Source organism: Ruegeria sp. CH11 (assembly GCF_056537105.1).
Map to the genome: position 1 here is coordinate 13,475 of NZ_JBQFQX010000004.1, position 12,932 is coordinate 26,406.

General features: G+C 53.2%; 14 protein-coding genes, 1 tRNA gene and 1 pseudogene. 6 read left to right on the forward strand and 10 right to left on the reverse strand.

The genetic code is table 11. From position 1 onward, the window contains the following. Positions 1-73: 73 nt before the first annotated feature. Positions 74-149: transfer RNA gene (locus ACR0LX_RS07880), tRNA-Thr, on the forward strand. A 34-nt stretch (positions 150-183) separates the two neighbouring features. On the opposite strand, the gene ACR0LX_RS07885 is transcribed toward ACR0LX_RS07880, so the two are convergent. Next, a complete protein-coding gene (locus ACR0LX_RS07885) occupies positions 184-375 on the reverse strand; it encodes a hypothetical protein (protein WP_480783229.1) in 192 nt (63 codons plus the stop codon). 14 nt (positions 376-389) lie between these two features. Here ACR0LX_RS07885 and ACR0LX_RS07890 point away from each other — a divergent pair, with 14 nt between their 5' ends. The 3 genes from ACR0LX_RS07890 (at position 390) to ACR0LX_RS07900 (ending at position 3,875) form a co-directional block, all read left to right on the forward strand. Beyond that, positions 390-575, forward strand: a complete 186-nt coding sequence (locus ACR0LX_RS07890) for a hypothetical protein (RefSeq protein ID WP_480783230.1) — start codon at positions 390-392, stop codon at positions 573-575. Positions 576-868: 293 nt separating this feature from the next. Next, a complete protein-coding gene (locus ACR0LX_RS07895; RefSeq protein WP_480783231.1) occupies positions 869-2,062 on the forward strand; it encodes a hypothetical protein in 1,194 nt (397 codons plus the stop codon). Further along, on the forward strand, positions 2,055-3,875 hold the full coding sequence (locus tag ACR0LX_RS07900; RefSeq protein WP_480783232.1) for an ATP-binding protein: 1,821 nt from the start codon (positions 2,055-2,057) through the stop codon (positions 3,873-3,875). Before ACR0LX_RS07895 ends, ACR0LX_RS07900 begins: the two co-directional genes overlap by 8 nt. 178 nt (positions 3,876-4,053) lie before the next feature. Here ACR0LX_RS07900 and ACR0LX_RS07905 read toward each other — a convergent pair whose 3' ends face one another. Further along, positions 4,054-4,365 carry a hypothetical protein gene (locus ACR0LX_RS07905; protein ID WP_480783544.1) on the reverse strand — a complete coding sequence of 104 codons (312 nt, stop codon included), beginning with the start codon at positions 4,363-4,365 and terminating at the stop codon, positions 4,054-4,056. A 121-nt stretch (positions 4,366-4,486) separates the two neighbouring features. Continuing rightward, a pseudogene (locus ACR0LX_RS07910) lies at positions 4,487-5,098 on the reverse strand (MobA/MobL family protein); the annotation flags it as partial. A gap of 83 nt (positions 5,099-5,181) precedes the next feature. Here ACR0LX_RS07910 and ACR0LX_RS07915 point away from each other — a divergent pair. Then, complete coding sequence (locus ACR0LX_RS07915; protein ID WP_480783233.1) at positions 5,182-5,430, forward strand: hypothetical protein; 249 nt, start codon at positions 5,182-5,184, stop codon at positions 5,428-5,430. Between the two features lie 49 nt (positions 5,431-5,479). On the opposite strand, the gene ACR0LX_RS07920 is transcribed toward ACR0LX_RS07915, so the two are convergent. Then, positions 5,480-7,051: a hypothetical protein gene (locus ACR0LX_RS07920; RefSeq protein ID WP_480783234.1), complete on the reverse strand. Its 1,572-nt coding sequence runs from the start codon at positions 7,049-7,051 to the stop codon at positions 5,480-5,482. 252 nt (positions 7,052-7,303) lie between these two features. Next, a complete protein-coding gene (locus ACR0LX_RS07925; RefSeq protein WP_480783235.1) occupies positions 7,304-8,749 on the reverse strand; it encodes a DUF6538 domain-containing protein in 1,446 nt (481 codons plus the stop codon). A gap of 250 nt (positions 8,750-8,999) precedes the next feature. Between ACR0LX_RS07925 and ACR0LX_RS07930 the strand changes: the two genes are divergently transcribed. Beyond that, complete coding sequence (locus tag ACR0LX_RS07930; RefSeq protein ID WP_480783236.1) at positions 9,000-9,287, forward strand: hypothetical protein; 288 nt, start codon at positions 9,000-9,002, stop codon at positions 9,285-9,287. Positions 9,288-10,044: 757 nt separating this feature from the next. Here the strand turns inward: ACR0LX_RS07930 and tolA are convergent. Genes tolA through ACR0LX_RS07955 form a run of 5 tightly spaced genes read right to left on the reverse strand, consistent with a single transcriptional unit; the run spans position 10,045 to position 12,873 of the window. Beyond that, complete coding sequence (tolA, locus tag ACR0LX_RS07935; RefSeq protein ID WP_480783237.1) at positions 10,045-11,040, reverse strand: cell envelope integrity protein TolA; 996 nt, start codon at positions 11,038-11,040, stop codon at positions 10,045-10,047. Then, positions 11,037-11,414, reverse strand: coding sequence for an ExbD/TolR family protein (locus tag ACR0LX_RS07940; RefSeq protein ID WP_480783238.1), 378 nt, complete (start codon positions 11,412-11,414; stop codon positions 11,037-11,039). The genes tolA and ACR0LX_RS07940 overlap by 4 nt, the downstream gene beginning before the upstream one ends. A 4-nt stretch (positions 11,415-11,418) precedes the next feature. Then, on the reverse strand, positions 11,419-11,784 hold the full coding sequence (locus ACR0LX_RS07945; RefSeq protein WP_480783239.1) for an ExbD/TolR family protein: 366 nt from the start codon (positions 11,782-11,784) through the stop codon (positions 11,419-11,421). Then, the gene (locus tag ACR0LX_RS07950) at positions 11,777-12,442 is read right to left on the reverse strand and encodes a MotA/TolQ/ExbB proton channel family protein (RefSeq protein ID WP_480783240.1); all 666 of its coding nucleotides are present in this window, start codon (positions 12,440-12,442) and stop codon (positions 11,777-11,779) included. The genes ACR0LX_RS07945 and ACR0LX_RS07950 overlap by 8 nt, the downstream gene beginning before the upstream one ends. After that, entirely contained in the window at positions 12,439-12,873 is a 435-nt protein-coding gene (locus tag ACR0LX_RS07955) for a hypothetical protein (RefSeq protein ID WP_480783241.1), read from the reverse strand. The genes ACR0LX_RS07950 and ACR0LX_RS07955 overlap by 4 nt, the downstream gene beginning before the upstream one ends. Between the last annotated feature and the right edge of the window lie 59 nt (positions 12,874-12,932).

Below are 12,932 nucleotides of genomic sequence, written 5' to 3' on the forward strand. Positions count from 1 at the left end.
CTCCTCCCAACAACCCCTTGCACGAATTTTCGGGCTTGCAGTTCCGATGCCGAAACAGTAATCGACTGCCAGTGCCCCTATAGCTCAGCTGGTAGAGCAACTGATTTGTAATCAGTAGGTCCGCGGTTCGAGTCCGTGTGGGGGCACCACTTTCAAGCACAAAATGCCAAGAATTTATGGTTTTCACTGGAAACGACCGTTTCCAGCGCAAAACTGCCACACAATTTGCCACACACGCATTGTGTCACGATGATTTCCCGTCTCCTGCTCAATCGCGCTCCGCAACCGCTTTTCTGTTGCCTTGCCAACTGAGGTGCCGTTCGCATCAAACTCGAACGGCTTTTTGCCAAACGATCCCACTTCCTTTTCGGTCAAGAAGAGGGATATCCGTGAACGATCAAGTGAAGCGATTGGAGAGAGCATTGGAAACAATGGTAACCATCATTTCCGATAGAAAGGATGGCCGGAAGTTTGTTCCTGTCGTGCTGCGATTGGAACAAGAAATCGCGGCCCTTCGAGACGAGGATCAGGAGTTTGAAAGAATTTTGAAATTGGCAGCGGCTTCCGTGACATGAGGGCGGAGTTAACACTTTTAGGGCTATCACAGGAAGTTCAGTTTGGCACCTATGCCCAGTTGGCGGCAAGCACGGCGGAAGGCAAACTTGCGCTCCATGCGGCAATTGGGCTACCGCGCGGGGAATAACGCTCCTTACTGCGCGTCGCCATAATCTCGGGACTTCATGCGGAATGTAGTTTAGGAGGAATTTCGCCTAAACCCGTATAATAGAAGATTATTACTGTTTGCAGAGCTTTCCTTGACACCGCCCGAAGTGCATCTCAGATTGCTACGAAAACTGGGAATTCAACTTTGAGTCGCACTGCCGAACATTCGATCAGAGGATATCTCTACCAATTCCTCCGTTATCTTTCTGAAATCCTTGCGGCTGACTCTGAAACTCTAATCAGTATTGAGGGCGTAATTGAGGATGTCGACGTCGTTTCCCCGGATATGACGACTGCTATTCAGTGCAAACTTCACGAGCAGGCTGACAGATTTACTCTTGGCAAGATCTACAAGCCGGTCTTACAGATGCTCGAACACTTCGGGAAAACCGGCTCAATAAGTCCTAAGATTGAATACCGCTTGTTCTGCCACTTTCCAGACAAGTCTGGCACGATGTCTCTCACACTGGAGGATCTGGCGACGATCGAAGCGACAAGTGCAGTGCCGCTAAAGAAAATCGTAGCCCAGATCCCCACATCAACCGACCGGGCCGCGTTCCTTGAGGCATTGACCATTGAGTTCGGACCCCGGCTGGAGGAACTCGAGAAAGAGGTCTTGGCGGCATTGGAGGCCAAAGGGTTCTCTGGCGACGATATCGAAACCCTAATCTACCCGAACGCGGTGCAGCGAATCGTCAATCTCGCGACTAAGCTGGACTCTGAAGACCGCACCGTTGAAGCTGGCGCGTTTGTGCAGTCGCTCGAGGATGTCCGGCAAGCAACATTCACCAAGTGGACGCTCGCGCTCAAGACGCGTGGCCAAGTTGTGAAAAGGTTGAGGGACGACCTAAAGCATTCGCTTGGCGAAAACTCGAGATCACGGTTCTTCGTTATTGGTTCGGAGGGCGGTTCCGATTTCGATGGTGAAGTATTTGGTTTCATAAAGAAATTCGTGGAAAAATACAGCTTTAAATACCTTCATGATAATCCCCCCCTTTTCTTGCTCGCTAACCGAAATGATATCGGAGAAATTTCTGCGCAGTTGCATGACTACGGAATTTCATGCGCGACCGGAGACATCGGCGGGGGAACTTTTCGTGTGGACAATCTCTTACGCAAACCCATGCGCGGAAGAAAGCCGGTCACGCATGAGTTCCGAGTTAGAATTGCGGCACGAGACGATCTTGTCGACTTACCGAAGCCAAGTCCGGATGACCTAATCCTGATAAATGTCTCCGATGATCCTTGGGATCGCCCTGGCATTGCTGTGCACAAGATTAAGTCTGAGCAAATTTCAGAAATCGAATATGCTTTTCAGTTGAGGAAAAATTATGTCTGAGTATGGCGATCCAATTGGTTTCGTGACCGAAAGCTCCCCTTCGACGATCCGTGTCGAAATCAATGATGCGAATGAGTTCGAGAAGCACAAACGCAAGCTTGGGATCGGACAATACCTGCTTATCGCTTCGGGTAACAATTCTCACCTGCTGTCGACAATAACTGCGTTGCGGGCCTCGCAAGCGGACAAAGTCGCCGGAGTTCCTGAGGTCTCAGGGGTAAATGCGGACGAAACCGAATTCAGGTTCCAAATTGACGCGCAGCCGATCGGCTCTTTGACAACCGATGGCGAGTTTAGCCGCGGTTCGCAATCTTTGCCGGTCCCGACCGAGCCCGCATTTATTGCACCTGCCGAAACGTTGGCGGATATTTTCACCACACAAATTACGTCGCCTTTCACTCTTGGATCTCTGAGCATTGCGCCGGATATTGAGCTTAAAGTCGATGGAGATCGGTTCTTCAGTAAGCACGTAGCTGTCGTTGGCTCCACTGGCTCAGGTAAATCGTGCGCTGTGGCTAAGATCCTGCAAACTGCCGTCGGTATCAACAACGGCGCCAATACTCACAAGGCGCAGCAGAAGAACGCGCACGTTGTTATTTTTGACATTCACTCCGAATATGCGGCTGCGTTCGCCTTCCACGAGGATGAGTGCTTTACGCTGAACCTCTTAGATGTGAACAATCTCCAGCTCCCTTACTGGCTAATGAACGCACAGGAATTGGAAGAAATATTCATAGAGAGTAATGAGGCCAATTCCCACAACCAAGTTTCACAGTTTAGGAATGCGGTGGTGCGCAACAAGAAGCGTCACAACCCAAAAGTCACGAACGTTTCCTTTGATACACCGATCTACTTTTCGATAAATGAGGTCGTCACATACCTCGAAAACATGAACATTGAGGTGATTGGCAAGCTTGAGGATGAAGGAGTCCCGAAGCTCGCAGACGGCACCTTGGTTACGGACCGTGACGAAGTGTATTTCGATGCGGTCCAATCATTTACGGTTTCATCTACCGCTGCTGCGAAGAAAGCAAGCAACGGGCCGTTCAACGGTGAATTTGATCGTTTCATCCTGCGCCTAAAAACTAAACTCGAAGATCCGCGACTTCGGTTCCTTTTCTATCCAGAGAAAGAGGGTGGAGGGCATCTTGGATCGGCCGACTTTACGGATGTCGTGAGACAGTTCATTGGCTATGTGACGAAGTCCAACGTGTCGATTGTAGATCTAAGTGGAATTCCGTTCGAGGTGCTCAGCATCGTTGTTAGTTTGATCTCCAGAATGATATTCGACTTTGGGTTCCACTACTCTAAGTGCATGCATACCGGGGGGAAGGTGAGTGACGTTCCGATTATGCTCGTTTGCGAGGAAGCGCATAATTATGTTCCGCGCGCCGGTGGCGCTCAATATGACTCTTCTCGAAAGTCAATTGAAAGAATTGCCAAAGAGGGCCGGAAATACGGGGTCACGTTAATGGTGGTTAGCCAGAGGCCTTCTGAAGTATCGGAGACCATATTCTCTCAGTGCAGCAACTTCATTTCTCTGAGACTAACCAACGCTGCAGATCAAGGTTACATCCGATCTCTCCTTCCCGATCTGACCGCCGCAGTTGGTGACTTGCTGCCAAACCTTGGTCAAGGTGAGTTTCTAACTGTTGGTGATGCGCCCTTGATGCCTACGGTAGGACGCTTCGGCATGCCGTCTCCAGAACCGCATTCCCGTTCGATCAACTACCTTCAGGAGTGGAACGCTCCTTGGAAAGAAATTGGGTTCAAGGAAGTTATTGATAGGTGGCGAGGCTCGGTCGAACCCTGACAGTAGTCGACCGGATCTGTGAAATTGTGCCGCACGGGATATGTTGGAAATCATCATGACCTTGTCGTCCCTTTTGATACAGCCTTTCTTTCTCGGGGGCGTTCCTGTGGTTGCTTGTGATTGCCACGATGTAGCTGGATTTTGAGCAACTGCCGCCTCAAAACATCTCGTAACATAGTTAGTTCACGATAAACGCGCCGAGCAGGGTTCCGATGACGAGAGCTGCGGCGAGGGTCCACCAATTGAAGAAAGGGTGGTGTGAATGCACTGGCATGTCCTCGTGGGTCGGCTTGTCCATTTCCCTCACGTAAACAGCTGCTTGCTGAAGTTCCTTCTTGATTTCTTTGATCAGGGACAAATGTTGGCGCTGGTTCTCGATGATCTGCGCCACTCCGAAAACTACTCGTTCGGTGCGCCGGGACGCTGCAGTGGCCGCCAGCTCTGTTGCCTCCATTGAGGCTTGCCAGTCGATCGGTTCGTGCATGCTCATAAATCTGTTCCTTCGTCCTGTTAATTTGGCGGATTATTCTGTTCGCTTCGACGCGGGTGTGCCCTTCGTCAATCAAACGCCATTCTGGCTTCAGAGTGACCAGAACATTCTTTTTCATTACCCGAGAACTTCCTGCGCCAACGTGAATGGTGGGGATCTTGTCTATTCCACGGGAAGCAAAAGACCGATGGTCGATCATTGAGGCCTTTGAAAACCCCCAGCCTTTCATCAGGCGATTGTGAATTTGAGACCAATCGCGCGCGGCGTTTTCGATGGCGTTTTTTTTCGCCATTCCGAGAATGCTCCTTGGCCGCCCTCGACCGCCCGTTCGAACAAATGCGTCGAACATGACAATGTGAACATGTGGATTGTTTAGGTCATTGCCGTTTTGATCGTGAATTGCGGCGATATAGCCTGCACTTCGCTTCGTCATGTGTTCACAGAAGGCGCGTGTCAGAGCCTCCCGTTGGTCGATGTCGCACTCTGCGGGTAGGGCGACGACAAAGCGCTCACACACCCGCCCTCTGCGCCTCTCAGCCTCTTTCTCAGCTTGTCTTGCTGCAACCACCAGATTTGACGACGTCAAACGATCTGAAATCACCGTGCGGGCGGCGGCACTTCGCGTGATGTATCGGATGTGAGCGACGGTTTGGCCGGGCTTCGCCCTCCTGTCTTCACGTGTCACCTTTTCGGAGAATGTCTTTGTGCTGTGTCTGAAAGAGAATAATGCCATCGCCGTTTCTTTGGTTCTCTGGGACAAAATTTCTATTTTGTCCGTTGTGCGCCTTAACCTTTTTACGGAGATAGAGAACTTTCATGGCGGTCAAAAATATTGACGAAACTTTGGAAACACTTTTGGTTTGGTTGTCCGCGCATTGTCGCAGATGGCGGTTAGTGGATTTGAAATTGGACCTGCTGACTAAAGAGCAACGTTGCGCTGTGATGGGCGCAACGCTGGATTATTTGGAACGAACTGTAGAGCAGGAACATCGTGTGAATGCTGCAAAGAAGCCGGAAGCTGATCAAGGCAACGTGCCGACGCGGGAGCGCTCGATTGGGCGCTGACACAATCAGGTGACTTCGCACGGCAGATATCGCGCAAATAAACAAGACCTTAGAGCCCGGTTGCGTTTTTTGGGTCTTCATTGCGAAGGCCGTCTCCTGCAGGGAAGGCAATGACATCTCCGCTTTGTGGTCGGTAGCGGTGCATTGAGGTCCGGTGCGATTTAAGAACTGCTGCCAATCTCTTGCGATTACGCCATTCTTCCTGTTTGTGTTTGGCGGATTTCAACGCAAGATGCTTGTCAAACAACTGCTCAGAGATGGACGGGGCGTCTGGAAATAGCGGCATTGGGTGCGCTTTTTGGATATTCTCCACCAAGCCCCGTATTTCCTTTATCCGATCCGAGCTTAGATTTTGACGAGCCTTCGCGCTAAGGCTTCTGCTGATGTCGCGCACCGATGGATTTGCGTTGCCTTTAGCAATAAGTCTTTCAGTCTGTCGCATAACAGTCTGGATTTGGCTGCTGCTTCCATTGTCATACTCGCGGATCATTACAAGAGCGCTTTCAAGATGGAACTCGGCGTATTTTGTGGCGATCTCAGCTGTTTCAATTCCAATGGGGCGATTGGAGAGCCCAAGCAAGAAGTGTATGACGACGAGGTAACTGAAAACTGAAAAGCCAATACGCCGGATAAATGATCCGGGAAGAGTGCTGCCGCCCCAAGCCGGACGAAGGTCCAGCCACCATTTTTGAATAAATGGAAGTGTTTCAGGCGATAGGCTGTATGCTTCCTTGGCGCCTTTCTGGCAGCAAAGCGCAGCCCAAAGTGATTTCAACTTTTCTTCGTTCTGTGCACTGCTTTTTGTGCCGAAATACAGAAAATGCTCGAACATATCCGTGTCTTGACGCGGTTCGGCGATCACGTAGTTGAACCTTTGGCACAGCCCGTCAAGCATGCTTGATAGGTCAATGTCGCTTTTCCACGTCTCACGAACCGAAAGCCCGTAAAACGTAAAGTGAGGGTCTTCCACCACGAGCTTTTCGGTTTCACTCTTCAACCTGTTTGAGATCGTTTTTTGCGAGTAGGCGTCAAGAATCCAAGGCTTCATGCGCGCAAACTGCGAACTTGTAAGAACTTTGTTTAGGTATTTTCCAGCTTCATCTTGAAGCCAAAAGGAACCATTGTTTTCCTTCAAGTCCAAAATCCACTGTGCATCAGATCCACTATCGGGCAGGGTCGAAATTGCATGCTCTTCCCCTGCGCCGTCCAAAATTTTCGACACTCGATCAGTCGCGAGTGTTTTTGAGCTTCCGGAAGGCGCGAGCGCAATGCTCCATAGTATCGGGCGATGCGGACCGAGGTGTGGGATCTCAAGAACTGCACCGCTTTGAACAAGCCACGAGGATGCCGACATAATCAGCTGAAAGAGCGGAAGTGCATAACTTGAGTCGGTGTCTTTGAAATGATGTGTCATTCGTTGGATGAATGATCCGCGCGGGATCAGTGGCGTGATGTCGAGTGCTTCCGGACGCTCCTTTGTCATCAGCATTGCTGTGAGGTCGGATATTTCGGAAGCGGACAATCGCCGTTTAGTGTTGCCTTCTTTGATGCGTAGGTCAGCATACAAGGTGTCTTGTTTGCCTTTGTGTGACTTGGGTCGGTTTCCTGCTCTTGGTGCCATCTGCACGCCCTTTTGGGTTGTTTCGTGCCGATGAAGTGGTGACGATGAAAAATTTGAGAAACGCGGTTTGTTTGATTTTTATTGCCGGATTTACGTGCCTGCACCGACAGCCGACAAGTTAATTAAGTAATAGATAAATATAGTAAAAAATGGATTTTGTGCTGCCGACATCGCGCCGACAGTCCGGAATGGAAAGCATCGCAATCCCAATTTTCTGCCCAGAGTAAAAGCTCCTCGAAGCAGGCCCAGAGTTCATTCCACGCGAAAGCCTTGATCGGCCAGTAGCTGGTCTAATTGAGCGCGTAACTCCTTGATCGTGCGAGGGTGCCAAGTTGTCGTGGGGAACGAGATCATCTCTTGGTATAGAGCCCGGATACGAAGGTCTGGTTTGGAACCGTAAACAGGCCTCCCTCTTACTGCACCTACGGAGTGCCCCATCAAATAGGCCCTTTCCTCATTGGACATCTTTGCGTGCAACATGCGATCCTCGAAGGTGTGCCGAAGGCAACCCACGGTGTATTTGCCGTCGCTATCCTCCGGAAGAGGTGGGAAAAGGTCTCGATCACGAAAGTGCTTGTTCACTGTTCCGGAGAAGCTCTTTTTGCCGCGATACTTTTCGAATCCAGTAGGGTGACGTTTCATTGCTTCCAGCGCTGCACCGAGAAGAATGACGGGGCGTGTAGACGCAGAATTTTTTAGTTCTCTTTTGAATCGGTTGTCTCGTTCGATCGCAAGCTCAACATGAGGAAATTCGTGATCGAGTTTAATCGCTGTTGGGGGCAGATCGTAAATTTCCGTATGTCTACACCCACATTCCGCGGCAATCGTGAGAATGTCGCGTGCTTCTTCGTTCAAATATTCCAAGCCACTTTGCTCGATCACTCTTTGCTGGACCCACGGCATCGGAAACGAAAGCTTGGTGTTAGCCTCGTCTTCTGTTCCAATCTTTTCGATCTTGAGCCCTTCAAAGGGGTTTTTTCGCTGGCTGTGTGGAACATCGAAGCGCGTGAAATACGCCTGGATCAACTGCTTAATAAAGCGAAGCTTTTTGTCCGCGTAGTCAGTGGTTACTTGACCTGAGTCACGACGGTTTAGCCAGTGCCGATGGTATTTCATTGCGTCTTGTTCGGTAATATCCAAGACTGCTTTGTCGGCGACGATAGCGCCGAAGCACTTAGCGGCATGCCGATACTTGTTGTTCCACTCGTCGAGCTGTCGGTCATTCTTTGTGGAGATTTTCAGTCGATTCACTTCGGCGATTACTGGCGGCATCTCAGAGATTTTCACTGTCGGAAGCTCAAGATGTCCAAGAACGGCAGGGACCTTCGCCGAGGTTGCCTCAGTATTTTCCAAGGCCTCGATACGTTGAAGTAACTCTTCCAGTGGGGCTCCAAGTATTTGTTTCTGGGGCTGATAGGGAAGGCCCATGCTGCGCATCAGATCGAGAGCTGCGTCAAAAGCTTCTATGGAGGTTTCCCCCCGTGCTTCCGCAAGCCTAAGGTCCCAGTCAGCCATGAGTGCTCGTTTTGCAAGTGCCAGATTTGCTCTGGCTTCTGCGAGATCCCGTGTCTTCAGAGATCGGTTGATTTCCTTGCGCGGTTCAACAGCTGCATAGCGCTTTGGCACCCTCCAGCGAAGGTAGTAGACTTTTCCCCGGCGCTCGATGCCCTCGACGCATTTGTCCTCAATTGCTACCATTTGTTGCCCCACATTCTGCCACACACAGTGGCCCCTTTCGATTTTCGGCGGTTAGGAAGAAAAACCGCGATTTACTCAGGGAAACTGTGAATCTTTCGGAAAATTCAAAATCGATGTTTGATTCCGATCAGACCGTGTGGGGGCACCAGTTCATCTGACTCAACCGTCGCAAACAACAATTTGCTGGAGCCCTGCGTTGCTTGAGTGGGCTATCCTTAGCAGTTTGCGTTTCAGCCCGCCCTGAACAGCGATGGATGATTTCAGCACCCTGTTGTCTCTGAGCGTACAGGTTTCAGCAAAACCGGCTATACTGACCATTATCCGAAAAAGGGAAAATGCGATGCTTTATCCACTGGCGACACTCGAAGCTGACAAGCTCAACGCGGTTCGGGCGTTGGAAAAGGAGATCGGCAGCCCGGTTGTTGCGTTTACCGCTGTTGACGCGAATACGGCTCAACTGCCGGACAACCAACTTCGAAAGTTGCAGGCTCTGGAGAGTGAGCTAGAAGTCGTTCTCGTGGCGGTAGGATCCAACTGAACTGCCAATACGGTTGTTGTCGCCACCCGCGTCTGACAGTCCCCGGGCCTTGTCAGATGGTCATTCTACCCTCCATTCGGCATGAGGTCCTCGGTTTGGCCTCATCAGCCGTCAGGTCAATTTACCGGCCGGAATTCGACCGCCAAGCTTTGGACTCGCAAACACGCAAGCAGCAAGATCCTGTGCATTTTGGTCGTGTCACTGTGACGCGACCACATCCAATGAGGCCGTCCCAGAGATCGGTGCGTCGCAGTGGGGCAACAAAAATTTGTTGCAGTCCGGCAATGGTTTCCCCGCCAAAAACAGTGAGTTTCCAAGAGAATCATGGACACAATTTCGCCATAATGCCACTCTGTCGGTGCGGGCGGCATGTCCAGATTTTAGTATGTACTGGTTTTTTAACTAGCTTTAGAGGGGGTTATGAGTACGACGTGCCGCCCCACCGCATCGGAACTTCACTGAAAAACCTGTGGAATGGCGTGTGATCGCGCATCGTGATCGCCTGCAAAGTGCGTCTTTGCGCTCAAAGATTTAATCAAACTGTCACAATTCAACCATGCCCTCAGGTTACCCAGCGGATACGGCGCGTCTGGGGATGTCTGACGATTTTCTTTGAGGGGGTACGAGTTCGGCGCGTCGTACCACTCCTCCGTCAAAACGAAACCGCCAAGTGTTCGGACCGCTCCGCAGGGAACCGGCGGATTCGCTGATGGAACTGCCCGCCCTGCACTTCGCTGCAAAGCAGATAGGCGCCGGATCAGTTGATACGATAGAAAAACGACAGCTTGCGGCTGACGCCGCCTGGCGGGCGTGGAAACGGGGCGGCGCTGCGAACCTGCTCCTTGGCGGCCCGGTCAACTTCGGGAGAACCGGAACTGTCGACGACATCGACCCAAGCCAGGGTTCCGTCGGGATTGATTTCGAAAAAGATCTGCGCAAATCCGCTGGCGGCCACATAGACGATCGGTGCGCGATTCAGGTGTACCAGAACCTCGCCTGCATAGTTTGTTTCGTCCGAATTGCCGGGGCCCCGCCCCCCTGCCCTCGATGCGCTGTTGCGGGTCGAGAACGCGTCTGTGCCGTCCCTCTGATATTGCGCCAGTGGCGAAACCACCGTGTTCTTCGGATTGCGAAAAATTGCGAATTCATCCTGCGGCTCGTCCGACGTCTCGCTTTTTGGCGGTGCTGGCCTCTGCTCGGGCAGACGGGGACGGATCGAGGCAGTGACCGCCAGATCGGACTCTTCGGCGGCCGATGCATCCTGCTCGGCCGAAACAGTCGGGAGAGGTGGTTCGACCGTGGGCTGGGCACTTGCCGGTGACTCGGTCGGCGCTTGCACCGGGCGCGTCGGTTCAGGCGGTTCAGCGGCGGCTTGCTCACTTTTCTCAGACGGTTCATCGCTTTCGGTCACGTCTGGTTCCTGCGCGTTCGGTCGAATGATCGCTGATGCTCCGGTATCCGGCGCATAGACGCGCTGTGGGTCGGGCGATGCGACCTTGGCGTCGCTGGTGGGCGTCTCTGTGCGCTCGGGTTCAGGTGGCGGATCCGGCTGGGTCGCAGGCTCGGGCTCGTCTGGCTCGGGAACCGGATCCGCGAAATCCTCGAACGCAGTCGTCAGTTCTACCGAGCCGGATCGTTGCGGATCACTAGGTTGATGCGTCAGGTTTGGCGCGGTGAACGTCAGCCCAAGAAAATGCAAGCCCAGCGAAAGCACGATGGCCAGCGCCGCAACAAATGCAGACTTGCGGATCATTCCAGAGCCTGCCGGGTGACCAGAACTATGGATTGCGCGCCCAACGCCCTGAGCTGAGCGGTCACTTCGATCAGTCGCGGACCAAGAGCGTTGCGATCAGGCACTATGCGGACCGGCCCGCCTGTATGACGGGCCATATAGGTTTCAGCATCAATCGCCTTACCCTGATAGCTGAGCATGCCGTCGCGGTGCAAAACCAGCGTATCGGGCGGTTCGCTGCCTTGCAGGTCGCGCGTGTCCACCAGTTCAAGATCGGGGTCCAGAGGGGTGGCTATGGTGCCCGCGATCAGGAAGAAGATCAGCATCAGAAACACGACATTGATCAGCGGGATCGTCGAGTCGCGTTTGTGGCGGGGTCGGGCATAGCGGATCATCTGGTCACTCCAACACTGTGACCGTCAGGCCATCCCGCCCGCGCAAGCGCACCAGCAGATCCACCAGACGTTGGGCGGTCGTGTCGGCATCCAGGCTCACCAGAACCTGCCCGGCTTCCAGTTCAGCTTCCAGGTCGTCCAGCGTCACGGCCACGCCGTTCAGAGACAGCCGTTCGGTCCCAAGCTGCACGAAATATCGATCCGAAGGTTCGGAGGTTGCGGGCGAACCGGCGGCGGCCTGGTTCAGTTCGATCTCTCCGAACCGCGAAAACGTCGAAGACAGCATGAAGAAGAGCAACAGCAAGAAAATCACGTCGATGAGCGGAGTCATCGACAGCGGGCGGCGGACGAAGGGTGCTGCTTTATGCATGCTCGGGCTGGGCTGCCGCGCCGCTGATGCCACCAACAGGTGTAAGCGCCTGACCGGGCACCAGAACGGTCCGCAGCGCCTTGTCGGCAAAGACCCTTTCTCGTGCAGTGCGGCTTTCCAGCCAGGACAGAACCATCGACGTTGGCATGGCCACAGCCAGCCCTACTGCAGTGGTGACCAGTGCGACCCAGATCCCCCCGGCCAGCACTGATGGGTCTACCGAAGCTCCGGCCGACTGAAGGCTTTGAAAGGCGTTGATCATTCCAAGGACAGTGCCAAACAGACCCAACAACGGCGCAAGCTGCGCCACAGTGTCCAAGAGGCGAAAGCCGCGTTCCAGACCGGCCAGCGCTAACCCTGCCTCGGCATCCAGCCTGTCATCCACGCCAGGCACATCCGCCGCATCCATCGCCGCACCGACGATGGGGGCGAGGTAGCTGCTGCTTTGGTTCAGTCGCGCGCGGGCCGTTTCATAATCCCCCGTATCCCAAGCGGCCAGTGCTTCGGACAAGACGCGATGGCGACCAACGCCGCAAGCCGCGAATTGCCACAGCTTGTACAAGGTGACCGCCAGGGTCAGAACCGACATCACGATCAGGATCGCCACCACCGGCCCGCCAAGCGCCAGTATTTCGCGGAGGGCTGCCAAAGGGTTCATCCCAATAGCTCCAATTCGACCCGGCTGCTCGGCGTCAGCGCCTGCTGACACAGGGCGCTGTCTGCGCTATCGACGGTGCATTTGTTTGCCCCGTTGATCAAGACACGCCCGATTGAGGAACACGATCTGTCCGCGAGGCTGTACTGACGCACCCTTGGTCTGCCCGCAGGAAGATCGCTGAAATCATAGACCGCAAGGTTCAGCAGGCTGCCTTCGGCGTCAAAGAAAACAAATTCGAAGTGGGCGCTTTCGATCGACACTCCGGTTTGGTTCTGAACCAGAAAAGTCAGCTGGCACGATCCGTTGACGTCCTGCGTGGTGTTGAGTTCGACCAACAGCCCGGTTGAGGGGTCCTGGGCTGTCTGTGCCAGTGCCAGCGACGGCAGCGCACCAACCAACAGTGAGCCAAGGATGAGGTTTCGTAACTTCATAGACGGGTCCCTATTCTCATGCCTTGATCGCTGGGGCCGGTTGGCCTTTTGCGGTTCCC